Origin of the sequence: Wenzhouxiangella indolica, from assembly GCF_042310355.1 — a bacterium.
Taxonomy (GTDB): Bacteria; Pseudomonadota; Gammaproteobacteria; order Xanthomonadales; family Wenzhouxiangellaceae; genus Wenzhouxiangella.
Window position 1 is genome coordinate 1 of sequence record NZ_JBHJMR010000021.1, and the last position, 13,624, is coordinate 13,624.

The following is a 13,624-nucleotide window of genomic DNA, read 5'->3' on the forward strand; positions in this document are numbered from 1 at the left end:
ATTGCTTGACGTAGCCCCACTACGCCGGCGCAATCGCGCCTTGCATCTGGCCCCTGAGGCACTCGCTATAAGTCACAATATGAGTGACGGGGTACACTAACGTTCGCGCTTGATTCTGTCCTTGGTGCGTGCGCCCTTGCGCTCGAGCATGGGCCTCAGCGCACGGCCGATCCGGGGGAAGAGGTAACTGATCGTCGTCAGGTAGCCGCTGATCCGCGGCATCGGCTTGTCGAGCGTGGCGTTGTCGACCAGCTCGATGATGCATTCGGCCACTTGTTCGGCGGTGGAGATGGGCTGCGAGAAGGTCAGGTCGGTGGCGCGGTCGATTTCGTCCATGATGAAGCCGGTATCGATCGGGCCGGGCGAGACGCTGGCGAACTTGATGCCTTGACCGCGCATTTCCTCGTGCAGCGCCAGGGTCAGCGCGCGCAGCCCGAACTTGCTGGCCGAGTAGGTCGCCGAACCCGGCACGGGGGTGCGGCCGGCCAGGGAGGCGACGTTGATCACCGCCGCGCGCTTCGATTGCTTCAAGTAAGGCAGGGCCAGGCGCGTGGCCACCGCCGGCGCCTTCAGGTTGACGTCGATCATCCGGCCGACATCGGCCACCTCGAGATTCTCGAACGGCCCGCGCGCGTGGTAGCCGGCGTTGTTGACCAGCACGTCGACCGAGCCGAAGCGCTCGTCGGCATCGGCCAGCATGGCCGCGAACGCGTCGAGGTCGGTCACGTCCATCGGCGCGAGCATGACGCGATCGCCGAGGTCGAGTTCGCTTTCGAGTTCGCCCAGCTTCGCCTCGCCGCGGGCGATCAGTACCAGGTTGGCGCCCGCCCTGGCGAAGGTTCGCGCCGTGGCCGCACCGACGCCCATGGATGCGCCCGTGATTATTACGGTGACGTTGTTGAAGTCGCGGGACATGGAACGGCTCCGAAATGGCTTTCAGCCGGGACTATACCCGAGACGCGCCGCCGGTTCGTTCAGCCCGACCCGGAGGTCAGTTCGAACACCGCCTCGACCGGCTGGCCGAAGGAATGCGCAATCTTCAGGGCTACTTCCAGCGACGGGCTGTAGCGCCCGCTTTCGATAGCGATGATGGTCTGACGCGAGACGCCGACGGTCTCGGCGAGCTGCTGCTGGGTCATGCCCTCGCCGCGCTGGCGCAGCTCGCGCACCCGGTTGGTGATGGACCCGCCCACCTCAGATGCCCTTCCGGTGGAACCAGATGGTCAGGGCCAGCTCCACCGTCGTTGACATGAACATGCCCAGCATCAGGGCGTTGACGATGATCACCGGCTGCTGCCAGAAGGTGTCGCCGACCAGTCCGCCGACGATGATCATCAACACCACGCTGATCACGCCCACACCCAGGACGATGCCGCCGGTATTGCCCGCGCGCCATCCGATCAGGCGATCGCGTTCGTCTTCGTCCTGCCCCCCGGAGATGGCGGCCACGATGATGTGGTAACCGACCAGGACGACGGTCAGCAATACGGTAAAGCCGACCGCCAGGCCGAACAGGGCGGTAAGATGCAGCTGGTCGGCGCGCCAGAGATTCAGGACCGAAGAAAAATACAGAGCGCCGATGACCAACATGCTGACCAGGGTGCCCCAGGCGCTCTTCTCTTGAAACGACATCGATGACATGGTGGTTCTCCTCGTTCCTGCAGTCTGTTCCCGCAGTCGGCTTCGGTCGGTGGATGTAAAGTACGCTTGACACAATGTAATGCTAGCTTTACATAATGTCAAGCTGACTTTGCTTTCTGGTTTCTCTCCGAGCGCCTGGCCTGCAAGCTGCGACCTTTTCGATCCCCCGGGCGTCTATAGACCGACATGAGCCTCTCGAGCCCCATTGACGATCTGGCCCTGGCCGCCCTGAAGCGCCGCTGTCGGCGCACGCAAGAGCGGGTCTATCGCCAGTACTCGCGCCCGGCCTGGACCCTGGCCGTGCAAATGAGCGGCTGCGAGGCGCGGGCCTGGGACGCGGTGCAACAGGCCTTCGTGCTGGCCTTCGAGCGTATCGGCCAGTTGCGGGAAGCGAAACAGTTCGGTTTCTGGCTGCGCCGCATCCTGGTCAACCAGGTCATGGACCAGCATCGAAGGCAGGCGAGCGAGCAGCCCGAGCCCGCCGAGGGCGGCGAGTTCCGCGACCACGACTCGGCGCTGGACCTGGCGCGGGCCTTCGCCACGCTCGACGAACTCGACCGCCAGGTGGTCTGGCTGCACGACGCCGAAGGCATGAAGCACGCCGAGATCGCCGAGCTGGCCGGGCAGACCGTGTCCTGGTCGAAGTCGCGCCTGGCGCGGGCGCGCGAGAAACTCAGGAAGCAACTGACGGCCGGCGAAGTCCCGGCCAGGAGCATGAAACATGGATGAGCGCATCGATTTCACCCGGATGCAGCAAGCCGGTCCGCCCGAAGACCTGTGGCCGGCCATCGCCGGCGAACTCGACCGGCGCAGGAAGCATCGTTTCGTTCGGCGCGTGTCGGCCCTGGCCGCCGTGGTCACGGTCGTCGTGCTGGTCGCGCTGCTCATCGATGCGCCCGCGCCGCCGGCCGGTGAGCAACAGATCGCGAGTCCAGCGACCGAGAACGCGTCGGCCGAGATGACGCTCGCCGACTTGCGTGCCGCCTCCGCTCGCCTGGAATCCCGCCTTTCCGACCAGCGCCAGCGTGCCGTGGGTGGCATGGAGCTCGAATCACTGCTCTGGCTCGAGGCCGAAGTGGCCTGGCTCGACGAGCAGCTGGCCGACGCGCCTTCCGACCGCGAACTCTGGCGGCAGCGCGTCGTGCTGCTGGAGGAACTCAATCGGCGCTACGCCGACGGCGACTGGCGGCGCGAAATGCTGCTGGCCAGCGTCTGACCCGAACCGAATTCACCCGTAGAGGACCCGAAGGATGAAAGCACTACTGATAGCACTGACCGCACTGATACTGGCCGTTCCGCAGGCCCTGGTGGCGAAGGACGATGCCGGGGCCGAACCCACGACCGGGGAACGCACCGAGCGCGAGGCGCTGAGAGAGGAGCTAGAGCAGGCCAGGCAGAAAGTGGCCCAGGCGGCCCGGAAGGTGGCGCGAATCCATCGCCAGTTGGCCGACGAGGAGGTCGCGAACATTCGAATCGAGCGGCTCGAGGCCCTGGAGGGAATGGAAGAGGAACTGGCCGGAATGGAAGAACGCATCCAGCGCGAGGTTACCAGGGGCCTGCGCATGACGCGGCCCCGTCTGGGCGTGTTGCTCGGTGGCGAGGAGGACGCCAATGAAATCGTGGGCGTTACCCCCGGGAGCGGCGCAGAGAAGGCGGGCGTCAGGGCCGGGGATCGACTGATCTCGATCAACGGCGAGAGCGTCAATGCCGCCGAGCCCGCTTCCTTGCGCACGGCCATGGACGGCATCGAGGCCGGCGAAAGCGTTCCGATCGAGATCGAGCGCGACGGCGAGCGCGTGACGCTGGAAGTGACCGTTTCTTCGCCGGCACGCGATTTCCGCGTGATCACGCACGACATCAAGGGCCCGCCGCCCGCTCCGGGCGCGCCCGACGCACCGCGCATCGATCGCGAGGTGATCGTTCTCGAAGGCGAAGGACACTGGATGTCCGAGCCGCCAATGCCGCCGCTTCCGCCGGGCCTGGCGGGCCTTGGGCGCCACAGCGACATGATCAGCAACCACGCCGGCCTCGAGTCCTACTTCGGGACGGCCGAGGGCGTGGTCGTGCTGCGTATCGATGCCGACAACCCACTCGAGCTCGAGGACGGCGACGTCGTCCTGAGCATCGACGGCGAAACGGTCTCGCGACCGGTCGAAATCGGGCGGGCCTTGCTGAGCCGCGGCGGCGAAACCGTCACCCTGGAGCTCATGCGCGGCGGTGAGCGGGTCACCATCGAGGCCGAGCTGCCGGAGTCGAAGGCGGTCTCGGTTCACTTCCGCGGACTCTAGAAAACCCCTACTGCGGGCGGCAATCGGCTTGCCGCCCGCTTTCCCCGCCTGCTATAATTCTCTGGATTTGTTGCCGCCGACGATGCTTTTCGGCATCGACGGTGGCGTTTTTGTCGAGGCAAAACGCTGCTTCGGCGAACTGCGGCATCAGGCAAGACAGCGGCAAGGGGCCTTTTTCCAGGTGCACGAGAGATTCGCTCACACTGTCGCCTGGCTCCTGCGCTGGCAGGCCATGCTCAGCGTACTGGGAGCGGTCGTCTACGGCCTGATCGAGGGTGCGCAAATGGGCCTGGCCGTACTGGTCGGGGGCGGCATCGGTTTGCTGCTGACGGCGGTCACCGGCCTGCGCATCGGCCTGAGCCTGGGTAGCGATCCGAAAGCAATGATCGCGGCTTTTTACAAGGCCATGGCCTTCAAGCTGGTGCTCGCGGTGATCTTGTTTGTCATCGTGGCGAAGTGGTTTGCGGCATACTTCCTGCCGGTGATGGTCGGATACGCGGCCACCTTGTTGGCCTACTGGTTGGCCATGTGGCGACTGGCGTCCACCGGCCCGGTATCGAATAACTCGGAACAGTAGCAAAGGACAGTTTGACAGCGTTATGGCTAGCGGCACCCCGACTCCGACCGAATACGTCAAGCACCACATCACCAACCTGAGCTACGGCGACGGGCTGTGGACGATCCACGCCGATACCCTGTTTTTCTCCTGGGTGCTGGGCCTGATCTTCCTGTCGGTCTTCATCCTGGTCGCGCGTCGCGTGACCGCCGGCGAGCCCGGCAAGCTTCAGAATTTCGTCGAAATGATCGTCGATTTCGTCGACAACTCGGTCAAGGAAAGCTTTCACGGGCCGCGTGATTTCGTCGCGCCGCTGGCATTGACCATTTTTGTATGGGTCCTGCTCTGGAACCTGATGGACCTGGTTCCGGTCGACTACCTGCCCTACCTGGCCTACAAGGTCTTCGGCCTCGAGTACACGCGCGTGGTGCCTTCAGCCGACATCAACGGGCCGTTCGGCCTGTCGATCACCGTGCTCGGCATCATCCTGATCTACTCGGTCAAGGGCAAGGGATTCGCTGGCTTCGGCAAGGAACTGCTGTTCCATCCCTTCGGCAAGAACCCGCTGCTGTGGCCGGCCAACCTCCTGCTCAACCTGGTCGAGATGATCGCCAAGCCGGTCTCGCTGGCGCTGCGACTTTTCGGCAACCTGTACGCGGCCGAGCTGATCTTCGTGCTGATCGCCCTGCTGCCCTGGTGGATCCAGTTCATTCCGGGCGGCGCCTGGGCGGCGTTCCATATCCTGGTCGTGCCGCTGCAAGCTTTCATTTTCATGACGCTGACGATTGTCTACCTGTCGCTGGCGTATGAGGAACACTGATAGATCCTGAAAACAACCCTTGTAACCAACCGCTCTCATCAAGCACTAAACCGTTAGGAGACTCCAAGTGGAAACCATCGCTCTCATTCAGGCTAATACCGCCATCGCCGTTGGCTTGATCTTCGCCTTTGCCGCCCTCGGTACCGGTATCGGCTTCGGCCTGCTCGGCGGCAAGTTCCTGGAAGGCGCCAGCCGCCAGCCCGAACTGGCCGGCATGCTGCAGGTTCGCATGTTCATCATCGCCGGCCTGCTCGACGCCCTGTCGATCATCGGCGTGGCCTTCGCCGCCCTGCTGATGTTCGCCAACCCGCTGCTGGGTGCGCTGGGCGGCTGATCCGCGCATTCAGGCATCGACAGACCTTTTGATCACGCTAGCTTTTAAGGTTTTGCTATGGAACTGAGTCTTGGCACCATCGTCGGACAGGCCCTGACGTTTTTGCTGTTCATCTGGGTGACCATGAAGTTCGTCTGGCCGCCGCTGACGCAGGCGATGGAAGAACGTCGGCGCAAGATTGCCGAAGGCCTGGCCCAGTCCGAGGAGGCCGAACAGGCGCTCGACAAGGCCAATGCCGAGGGCGACGAGATCATCCGCGAGGCCCGTCGCAAGGCCGGCGAAATCATCGAGCAGGCCAGCCAGCGCGGCAACCAGCTCGTTGAACAGGCCAAGAACGAAGCCATCGCCGAGCGCGACCGCCAGGTGCAGGCGGCCGAGGCGGAAATCCGCCAGGCCACCAACCAGGCGCGTGAAGCCCTGCGCGAGCGTGTCGCCGAGCTTGCGATCGCCGGCGCCGGCCGCGTGATCGAGTCAGAGATCGACGACAAGCGGCATCGCGAGATGCTCGACAAGCTGGCTGCGGAACTGTAGGCCATGATCAACCGGACTACACTCGCCCGACCCTACGCCCGTGCCGCCTTCGAGGCGGGGCGCGACGCCGACGCCCTGTCTCGCTGGAGCGAGTCGCTGGCGCTGGCCGCCGAAATCGCCGCGACCGAGGAGATGCACTATCTCTCGGGTGACCCGCGGATGGGCGGGGACCGCCTGCTCGAGTTGATCATCGATGTCGGCCAGGGCCAGTTCGACGAATCGTTCGTCAACTTCCTCAAGGTGGTGATCGTCAACGGCCGCCTGGAACTGATGCACGAAATCGCCGCCCAGTTCGAGGCGTCCCGACGCGAGGCCGAGCACCGGATCAGGGTCGAGGTCTTTTCGGCCCGGCCGATGGGCGATGAGGAGTCCAGTGCCCTGGCCGAGCGACTCAAGTCCCGCTTCGGGCGCGAAGTGGATATGCATGTCGAAGTCGATGAATCGCTGATCGGCGGTGCGGTCATCCGCGCCGGCGACAAGGTCATCGACGGTAGCGTGCGCGGCCGCCTCGAGCAGCTCGGCCGGCGAATCAACGCTTAAGTGGATCGGTCGCGACGTCGAAGCGCTTCGATGACCGGAATGAACTGAATTTCAAGGATTGCAAAAATGCAGCAGACCCTCAACCCGACCGAAATTTCCGAACTGATCCGCAAGCGCGTCGAACAGTTCGAGATCTCTTCCGAAGCGCGCACCGAAGGCACGGTGGTCAGCGTCTCCGACGGCATTTGCCGCCTCCACGGTCTGGCCGACGCCATGCAGGGGGAAATGATCGAATTCCCCGGCGAAACCTACGGCCTGGCGCTCAACCTCGAGCGCGACTCCGTCGGCGCCGTCGTGATGGGCGACTACACGCACATCAGCGAAGGCGACACGGTGCGCTGCACCGGGCGAATCCTGGAAGTGCCGGTGGGTGAAGGCCTGCTGGGTCGCGTGGTCGACTCGCTCGGTAACCCGATCGACGGCAACGGTCCGATCGACAGCGACTCCACCCAGCCGATCGAGAAGATCGCGCCCGGCGTGATCGCCCGCCAGAGCGTCGACCAGCCGGTCCAGACCGGCCTGAAGTCGATCGACGCCATGGTGCCGGTCGGCCGCGGTCAGCGCGAGCTGATCATCGGTGACCGCCAGACCGGCAAGACCGCCGTGGCGATCGACGCGATCATCAACCAGAAGGACAAGGGCATCAAGTGCATCTACGTCGCCATCGGCCAGAAGGCCTCCTCGGTGGCCTCGGTGGTGCGCAAGCTCGAAGAGCACGGCGCGATGGATCACACCATCGTGGTTGCCGCCAACGCTTCCGATTCGGCCGCGCTGCAGTACATCGCGCCTTACGCCGGCTGCGCCATGGGCGAGTACTTCCGTGATCGCGGCGAAGACGCCCTGATCGTCTACGATGACCTGACCAAGCAGGCCTGGGCCTACCGGCAGGTTTCCCTGCTGCTGCGTCGTCCGCCGGGCCGTGAAGCCTACCCGGGTGACGTGTTCTATCTCCACTCGCGCCTGCTCGAGCGCGCCTCGCGCGTGAACGCCGAGTTCGTGGAGAAGGCCACCAACGGTGAGGTCAAGGGCAAGACCGGTTCACTGACCGCGCTGCCGATCATCGAAACGCAGGCCGGTGACGTGTCCGCATTCGTCCCGACCAACGTGATTTCGATTACCGACGGCCAGATCTTCCTGGAAACCGACCTGTTCAACGCCGGCATCCGCCCGGCCATCAACGCCGGCCTGTCGGTCTCGCGCGTGGGTGGTTCGGCCCAGACCAAGATCATCAAGAAGCTCGGCGGCGGTGTTCGCCTGGCCCTGGCGCAGTACCGCGAACTGGCGGCGTTCTCGCAGTTCGCCTCCGACCTCGATGAATCGACCCGCAAGCAGCTCGAGCGCGGCCAGCGCATCACCGAGCTGATGAAGCAGCCGCAGTACACGCCGCTGTCGGTCGCGGAAATGGCGGTCAGCCTGTTTGCCGGTAACGAGGGCTACCTCGACGACCTGCCGCTGAACAAGGTGAGCGATTTCGAGGCCGCGCTGCGTGACTACATGAACAGCAGCCACGAAGAACTGATGGGCAAGATCAACGACAAGGGCGACTGGAACGACGAACTCAAGGACGAGCTGAAGAAGGCTTGCGACGAGTTCAAGAAGACCGGTAGCTGGTAATTTTAACGACTTGAAGCACGGGGCTTCGGTGTCTGCCGAGTCCCGAGTCCCGAGTCCCGAGTCCCGAGAGAGAACATGAGCGGATCAAGAGAAATCGTCGGTCAGATCAAGAGCGTAAAGAACACGCGCAAGGTCACCAGTGCGCTGGAGATGGTCTCCGCCAGCAAGATCCGCAAGGCCCAGGACCGTATGGAGGCCTCGCGCCCCTACGCGCGCATGATGCGCCAGGTCATTGGCCACCTGGCCCACGCCAATCCCGAGTACCGCCACCCGTTCACGGTCGAGCGTGAGGAAGTCAAGCGCGTGGCCTATGTGGTGGTCGCGACCGACCGCGGCCTGTGCGGCGGCCTGAACACCAACCTGTTCCGTACCCTGCTGAGTGAATTCCGGCGGTGGCAGGAGCAGGGCGTGGAAGTGACCACGGTGCTGGTCGGCCGCAAGGCGGCCCAGTTTTTCCGCCGCCTGAAGGTCGACGTATCCGCTGCGACCCAGGACCTGGGCGAGCAGCCGCGGCTGGAAGATCTGATCGGTTCGATCAAGGTTCTGCTTGACGGCTACAAGGAAGAAAACGTCGATCGCGTCTACCTGTGCTACAACCACTTCATCAATACCATGACGCAGAAGGCGGTGGCTGAGCAGGTTCTGCCGCTGCCGCCGACCGAGGACGAGCCCATGCTGCAGTACTGGGACTACCTCTACGAGCCCGACGCCGAGCAACTGCTCGACGACGTGCTCACGCGTTACGTCGAATCGCTGATCTACCAGGCCGCCCTGGAGAACGTGGCCAGCGAGCAGGCCGCGCGCATGGTTGCCATGAAGAGCGCCTCGGACAACGCCAGCGACCTGATCGACGACCTGCAGCTGGCCTACAACAAGGCTCGCCAGGCGGCCATCACGCAGGAAATTTCCGAGATTGTCAGCGGTGCGGCTGCCGTGTAACGCGGCGCCCCGGATTTCAAATAGCGACATGAGTGGCCTGCCCGAATGCGGGCCGATAGCCACCCGAAACAGAGGACAGCAGTAATGAGTTCTGGAAAGATTGTTCAGATTATCGGCGCCGTCGTGGACATCGAGTTCCCGCGCGGTGAAGTGCCCAACGTCTATGACGCCCTGACCGTTGACGACAAGGACCTGATGCTGGAAGTCCAGCAGCAGCTCGGTGACGGCGTGGTGCGCACGATTGCACTGGGCTCGACCGACGGCCTGACCCGGCACGTCCCGGTCACCAACACCGGCAAGCCCATCAGCGTGCCGGTCGGCACCAAGACCCTGGGCCGCATCATGGACGTGATGGGCAAGCCGATCGACGAGGCCGGCGACATCGGTGAAGAGGAGCGCTGGCCGATCCATCGCAAGGCGCCCGCCTTCGACGAACAGGCCGCAAGCAACGAGCTGCTCGAGACCGGCATCAAGGTCATCGACCTGATCTGCCCGTTCGCCAAGGGCGGCAAGGTCGGCCTGTTCGGCGGCGCCGGCGTCGGCAAGACCGTCAACATGCTCGAGCTGATCCGCAACATCGCCATCGAGCACTCGGGCTACTCCGTGTTCGCCGGCGTGGGCGAGCGTACCCGCGAGGGTAACGACTTCTACCACGAGATGAAGGACTCCAACGTCCTCGACAAGGTCGCACTCGTGTTCGGCCAGATGAACGAGCCGCCGGGCAACCGCCTGCGCGTGGCCCTGTCCGGCCTGACCATGGCCGAGTACTTCCGCGACGAAGGCCGCGACGTGCTGATGTTCATCGACAACATCTACCGCTACACCCTGGCCGGCACCGAGGTCTCCGCGCTGCTGGGCCGCATGCCCTCGGCGGTGGGCTACCAGCCGACCCTGGCCGAGGAAATGGGCGCCCTTCAGGAGCGCATTACCTCTACCAAGACCGGCTCGATCACCTCGATCCAGGCCGTCTACGTCCCGGCCGACGACCTCACCGACCCCTCGCCGGCGACGACCTTCGCCCACCTCGACGCGACCGTCGTGCTGGCGCGCTCGATTGCCGAGCTGGGTATCTACCCGGCCGTCGACCCGCTCGACTCGACCTCGCGCCAGCTCGATCCGCTGGTGGTCGGTCAGGAGCACTACGACGTGGCCCGCAAGGTCCAGGGCACGCTGCAGCGCTACAAGGAGCTCAAGGACATCATCGCGATTCTCGGCATGGATGAGCTGAGCGAAGAAGACAAGCTCACCGTCGCCCGCGCGCGCAAGGTCGAGCGCTTCTTCTCGCAGCCGTTCTTCGTCGCCGAAGTGTTCACCGGCTCGCCCGGCGTCTACGTGTCCCTCAAGGACACCATCCGCGGCTTCAAGGGCATCTGTGACGGCGAGTACGATCACCTCCCCGAGCAGGCCTTCTACATGGTCGGTACCATTGAGGAAGCTGTGGAGAAGGGCGAGAAGATGGCGGAAAAAGCGGCGTGAGTCGCTTTTTCGTAAATCGTAAATCGTGAATCGTGAATGGAAGAACCCCCAGCCGCGAAATTTACGATTTACGATTAACGATTTACGAGTGGTGCGCTACTTCCGATATGAATGAAGTGGCGCCAGCTCCTGAGGCAGACTGAATAACATGGCATCAACAATCCATTGCGACATCGTCAGCGCCGAAGCCGAGATTTTCTCCGGCGAGGCATCCATGGTGGTGGTCACCGGCGAGGAGGGCGAGCTCGGCATTGCGCCGCGTCACGCGCCCCTGCTGACCCGGCTCAAGCCTGGTCAGGTGCGGGTCATGCTGCCTGAAGGCGGCGAGGAGTTCTACTACATCTCCGGCGGCCTGCTCGAGGTCCAGCCACACGTGGTCAGTGTGCTGTCGGATACCGCCGCGCGCGCCAGTGATCTGGACGAGGCGGCCGCCATCAAGGCCAAGGAAGAGGCCGAGAAGGCCATCGCCGACCGTTCCGCCGATATGGAGATTGCCCAGGCCCAGGCCCAGTTGGCCGAGGCGATGGCCCAGCTGGCTGCGCTGGAGCGCCTCCGCAAGTCGCTCAAACGCTGAATCGCCACGGGCCAGCGCAGCCCGCCTCGCGTGAGCAATGCTTTTCCGATGCCCCGGCCTCCACCGGGGCATTTTTTTGCCTGCACGCGGTCTATAAGACAAATCTGGTATTCTGAAGCCACAATAAAGGGAAGGAGCAAGCCATGGCAACGCACACTCGCGTGCTCATGATCATGGCTCTCGTTATCGGGGTAACGGGCTGCGGCGGTGGAGATGCCCTGCCCGACAACGAGCGTCTACTGAGCGCATTCGAACAAGGGCGGACGGGAGTCTGGGTCAGCGGTCACGGCATCGTGGCGCAGTTGATCGGCGACGACACGGTTTCCGGAGAGGCGCATCAGAGAATGGTGGTCAACGTCGACAATCGTCTCGACTTGATCGTGCGTCACTCGGTCGAACGCTCCGAGCGCGTGCCGGTCGCGCAAGGCGATACGGTGTCGTTCCAGGGGCGCTACCAGTTCAACGGGCGAGGCGGTGAGCTCGGATTCACCCACCAGGACCCCGAGCAACCGGGGGATGGCGGCTGGATTCGCCACAAGGGCACGCTCTACGACTGAGCCGAATCCGAAGCGCCGGCCGCGCGTGCCCCCCTGTTTTGCCTTGGGCCTGAATCAGGGCGAGTCGCCGCTATAAAGAACGGCCTCTGCGCCGGTGATTTCACCCACCGAAGCGGTCTCGTGCACGTAGAGCGCCACCTCACGCTCGAACACGAGCGGGCCCTCGATCCTGACGTCCCGCCCGATGACGATCTTCGGCGGGGATCCGGCGTTGAAGTTCACGCCCTGGCTCTTGCGAACCCGCAGCTCGCCTTCGATCACCGTTCCGGCTTCGAGTCGTACCTGGCTGTTGGTGGTGACCAGCCGGCCCGCTCGGGCCGCGTGCATCTCGATGCTGCCGTTGACCGAACCGATCATTCCGCCAATCACCACTTCTTCGCCTGCGCTGACGCGACCGTTGACCGTCTCGACATTGCCGCTTACGCGCCCGCCTGATGCGAGTTCGATGCTGCCGTTCACGCCTGAAACATCGCCTTCGACCTCGACCGCCTCGGCCAGCGAAATTCGCCCGTTGACGTTGCTGATATCCAGCAGCCGCGTGGCGCGACCGACCTCGATCGTCCCGTTGACGTTGCTGACTTCTCCGTCGATTCGACACTCCGCCCCGATCTCGATCTGGCCGTTGACCAGCGAGATGTTGCCATCGTGGCTGGAGCCGTCGGCCAGCGTGAAGCTGTCCGCCAGCGACGAGCAGGCGCCGACCAGGAGCAGCAGCCAGGTGATTGTCACCGTGCGCATCATCATGTCGCTTTCCTCGCTGAAGAAGGTTCCATCATGTCGGGTTCGGTCCGCGTTGGCCAGTGCCTTAAGTCATGCCCGCTGACTAACGAGATCATAATTGAGTAGATGCTCTGAGCGTTTACTCAATTATGATCTCGTTCGCAACGCCAGCTGCGTGAAGTCGAACAGCCCGAGATCGCACAACTGGGAAGGCGCCACGTTGCCCAGTGCCCGGAAAATCGACATCTTCCGCCCGGGCTGAACGCGTTCCCACTCGGACAGCATGGCCTTGATCTGCTGGCGCTGCAGGTTGGGCTGGCTGCCGCACAGGTCGCAGGGAATGATCGGGTAGTCCCGCGCCTGGGCCAGGCCCGCCAGGTCGGACTCCTGGCAATAGGCCAACGGACGGATCACGATATTGTTGCCGTCGTCGCTCAGGAGCTTCGGCGGCATGGCCTTGAGCGCGGCACCGTGAAACAGGTTGAGAAAAAAGGTCTCGACGATGTCGTCCAGGTGGTGGCCCAGCGCGATCTTCGTGAACCCGTTTTCCCGCGCATGCTGGTAGAGCGTGCCGCGGCGCATGCGCGAGCACAGGCCGCAGGTGGTCTTCCCCTCGGGCACAACGCGCTTGACCACCGAATAGGTGTCCTTCTCGATGACGTGGTAGTCGACCCCGAGCGATTCGAGGTATTCGGGCAGGACGTGCTCGGGAAACCCCGGCTGTTTCTGGTCGAGGTTGACCGCGACCAGGTCGAAATCGATGGGTGCTACCTGCTTGAGCCCGAGCAGCAGATCGAGCATGCCGTAGGAATCCTTGCCGCCGGACAGGCAGACCATGATCCGGTCGCCGGGCTCGATCATGGCGTAATCGGTCACGGCCTGGCCGACCTGCCGTCGCAGGCGCTTGATCAGCTTGTTGGTGTTATATTGCTGTTTGCGCGCGCGCTTGTCAGCGGGAACGTCATCGACGATTGTCAGCGGCAGGGTGGCGCGATTCATCAGATCAGTCCAGAAATACCTTCAATTCCACCATT

The 13,624-nt window shown here is 63.7% G+C and carries 18 protein-coding genes; 13 read left to right on the top strand and 5 right to left on the bottom strand.

The window, feature by feature from the left end:
* Nucleotides 1–96: 96 nt before the first annotated feature.
* From ACDC67_RS14875 to ACDC67_RS14885, 3 genes are read right to left on the bottom strand one after another with little or no spacing between them, the layout of a single operon-like run.
* Nucleotides 97–915, bottom strand: coding sequence for an SDR family NAD(P)-dependent oxidoreductase (locus ACDC67_RS14875; RefSeq protein ID WP_376694405.1), 819 nt, complete (start codon nt 913–915; stop codon nt 97–99).
* A gap of 59 nt (nt 916–974) precedes the next feature.
* Complete coding sequence (locus ACDC67_RS14880; RefSeq protein ID WP_376694407.1) at nt 975–1,193, bottom strand: helix-turn-helix transcriptional regulator; 219 nt, start codon at nt 1,191–1,193, stop codon at nt 975–977.
* 1 nt (nt 1,194) lies between these two features.
* Nucleotides 1,195–1,641, bottom strand: a complete 447-nt coding sequence (locus ACDC67_RS14885; RefSeq protein WP_376694409.1) for a hypothetical protein — start codon at nt 1,639–1,641, stop codon at nt 1,195–1,197.
* Between the two features lie 186 nt (nt 1,642–1,827).
* On the opposite strand from ACDC67_RS14885, the gene ACDC67_RS14890 reads away from it, so the two are divergent.
* From ACDC67_RS14890 to ACDC67_RS14950, 13 genes are all read left to right on the top strand, one after another.
* Nucleotides 1,828–2,370 (top strand): RNA polymerase sigma factor, encoded by a 543-nt coding sequence (locus ACDC67_RS14890; protein WP_376694410.1) that lies wholly within the window; start codon nt 1,828–1,830, stop codon nt 2,368–2,370.
* A complete protein-coding gene (locus ACDC67_RS14895) occupies nt 2,363–2,857 on the top strand; it encodes a hypothetical protein (RefSeq protein WP_376694412.1) in 495 nt (164 codons plus the stop codon). Before ACDC67_RS14890 ends, ACDC67_RS14895 begins: the two co-directional genes overlap by 8 nt.
* 34 nt (nt 2,858–2,891) lie before the next feature.
* Nucleotides 2,892–3,929 carry a PDZ domain-containing protein gene (locus ACDC67_RS14900; protein WP_376694414.1) on the top strand — a complete coding sequence of 346 codons (1,038 nt, stop codon included), beginning with the start codon at nt 2,892–2,894 and terminating at the stop codon, nt 3,927–3,929.
* Nucleotides 3,930–3,957: 28 nt separating this feature from the next.
* On the top strand, nt 3,958–4,506 hold the full coding sequence (locus ACDC67_RS14905; RefSeq protein ID WP_376694416.1) for an ATP synthase subunit I: 549 nt from the start codon (nt 3,958–3,960) through the stop codon (nt 4,504–4,506).
* Between the two features lie 22 nt (nt 4,507–4,528).
* On the top strand, nt 4,529–5,305 hold the full coding sequence (gene atpB / locus ACDC67_RS14910) for a F0F1 ATP synthase subunit A (RefSeq protein ID WP_376694417.1): 777 nt from the start codon (nt 4,529–4,531) through the stop codon (nt 5,303–5,305).
* 67 nt (nt 5,306–5,372) lie between these two features.
* Complete coding sequence (gene atpE, locus ACDC67_RS14915) at nt 5,373–5,639, top strand: F0F1 ATP synthase subunit C (protein ID WP_459117377.1); 267 nt, start codon at nt 5,373–5,375, stop codon at nt 5,637–5,639.
* Nucleotides 5,640–5,696: 57 nt separating this feature from the next.
* Nucleotides 5,697–6,170, top strand: coding sequence for a F0F1 ATP synthase subunit B (locus ACDC67_RS14920; protein ID WP_376694419.1), 474 nt, complete (start codon nt 5,697–5,699; stop codon nt 6,168–6,170).
* Nucleotides 6,171–6,173: 3 nt separating this feature from the next.
* Nucleotides 6,174–6,710 carry a F0F1 ATP synthase subunit delta gene (locus tag ACDC67_RS14925; RefSeq protein ID WP_376694420.1) on the top strand — a complete coding sequence of 179 codons (537 nt, stop codon included), beginning with the start codon at nt 6,174–6,176 and terminating at the stop codon, nt 6,708–6,710.
* Between the two features lie 66 nt (nt 6,711–6,776).
* Nucleotides 6,777–8,324, top strand: a complete 1,548-nt coding sequence (atpA, locus tag ACDC67_RS14930) for a F0F1 ATP synthase subunit alpha (protein ID WP_376694422.1) — start codon at nt 6,777–6,779, stop codon at nt 8,322–8,324.
* A 75-nt stretch (nt 8,325–8,399) separates the two neighbouring features.
* Nucleotides 8,400–9,263 (top strand): F0F1 ATP synthase subunit gamma, encoded by an 864-nt coding sequence (gene atpG, locus ACDC67_RS14935; protein ID WP_376694423.1) that lies wholly within the window; start codon nt 8,400–8,402, stop codon nt 9,261–9,263.
* Between the two features lie 84 nt (nt 9,264–9,347).
* Nucleotides 9,348–10,739 (top strand): F0F1 ATP synthase subunit beta, encoded by a 1,392-nt coding sequence (gene atpD / locus ACDC67_RS14940; RefSeq protein ID WP_376694425.1) that lies wholly within the window; start codon nt 9,348–9,350, stop codon nt 10,737–10,739.
* A 148-nt stretch (nt 10,740–10,887) separates the two neighbouring features.
* Entirely contained in the window at nt 10,888–11,313 is a 426-nt protein-coding gene (locus ACDC67_RS14945) for a F0F1 ATP synthase subunit epsilon (RefSeq protein ID WP_376694426.1), read from the top strand.
* A gap of 143 nt (nt 11,314–11,456) precedes the next feature.
* Nucleotides 11,457–11,870 carry a DUF3465 domain-containing protein gene (locus ACDC67_RS14950; protein ID WP_376694428.1) on the top strand — a complete coding sequence of 138 codons (414 nt, stop codon included), beginning with the start codon at nt 11,457–11,459 and terminating at the stop codon, nt 11,868–11,870.
* A 54-nt stretch (nt 11,871–11,924) separates the two neighbouring features.
* Here the strand turns inward: ACDC67_RS14950 and ACDC67_RS14955 are convergent, their stop codons facing one another.
* The gene (locus ACDC67_RS14955) at nt 11,925–12,614 is read right to left on the bottom strand and encodes a DUF4097 family beta strand repeat-containing protein (protein ID WP_376694429.1); all 690 of its coding nucleotides are present in this window, start codon (nt 12,612–12,614) and stop codon (nt 11,925–11,927) included.
* A 123-nt stretch (nt 12,615–12,737) separates the two neighbouring features.
* Nucleotides 12,738–13,589 (bottom strand): tRNA 2-thiocytidine(32) synthetase TtcA, encoded by an 852-nt coding sequence (gene ttcA, locus ACDC67_RS14960; protein ID WP_376694431.1) that lies wholly within the window; start codon nt 13,587–13,589, stop codon nt 12,738–12,740.
* Between the last annotated feature and the right edge of the window lie 35 nt (nt 13,590–13,624).

Coding starts and splice junctions, on each gene's coding strand:
- ACDC67_RS14875 (WP_376694405.1), bottom strand. CDS start 915: ATGTCCCGCGACTTCAACAACGTCACCGTAATAATCACGGGCGCATCC.
- atpD (WP_376694425.1), top strand. CDS start 9,348: ATGAGTTCTGGAAAGATTGTTCAGATTATCGGCGCCGTCGTGGACATC.
- ACDC67_RS14955 (WP_376694429.1), bottom strand. CDS start 12,614: ATGATGATGCGCACGGTGACAATCACCTGGCTGCTGCTCCTGGTCGGC.
- atpB (WP_376694417.1), top strand. CDS start 4,529: ATGGCTAGCGGCACCCCGACTCCGACCGAATACGTCAAGCACCACATC.
- ACDC67_RS14920 (WP_376694419.1), top strand. CDS start 5,697: ATGGAACTGAGTCTTGGCACCATCGTCGGACAGGCCCTGACGTTTTTG.
- ACDC67_RS14895 (WP_376694412.1), top strand. CDS start 2,363: ATGGATGAGCGCATCGATTTCACCCGGATGCAGCAAGCCGGTCCGCCC.
- atpA (WP_376694422.1), top strand. CDS start 6,777: ATGCAGCAGACCCTCAACCCGACCGAAATTTCCGAACTGATCCGCAAG.
- ACDC67_RS14900 (WP_376694414.1), top strand. CDS start 2,892: ATGAAAGCACTACTGATAGCACTGACCGCACTGATACTGGCCGTTCCG.
- ACDC67_RS14950 (WP_376694428.1), top strand. CDS start 11,457: ATGGCAACGCACACTCGCGTGCTCATGATCATGGCTCTCGTTATCGGG.
- ACDC67_RS14925 (WP_376694420.1), top strand. CDS start 6,174: ATGATCAACCGGACTACACTCGCCCGACCCTACGCCCGTGCCGCCTTC.
- ACDC67_RS14885 (WP_376694409.1), bottom strand. CDS start 1,641: ATGTCATCGATGTCGTTTCAAGAGAAGAGCGCCTGGGGCACCCTGGTC.
- atpG (WP_376694423.1), top strand. CDS start 8,400: ATGAGCGGATCAAGAGAAATCGTCGGTCAGATCAAGAGCGTAAAGAAC.
- ACDC67_RS14890 (WP_376694410.1), top strand. CDS start 1,828: ATGAGCCTCTCGAGCCCCATTGACGATCTGGCCCTGGCCGCCCTGAAG.
- ttcA (WP_376694431.1), bottom strand. CDS start 13,589: ATGAATCGCGCCACCCTGCCGCTGACAATCGTCGATGACGTTCCCGCT.
- ACDC67_RS14945 (WP_376694426.1), top strand. CDS start 10,888: ATGGCATCAACAATCCATTGCGACATCGTCAGCGCCGAAGCCGAGATT.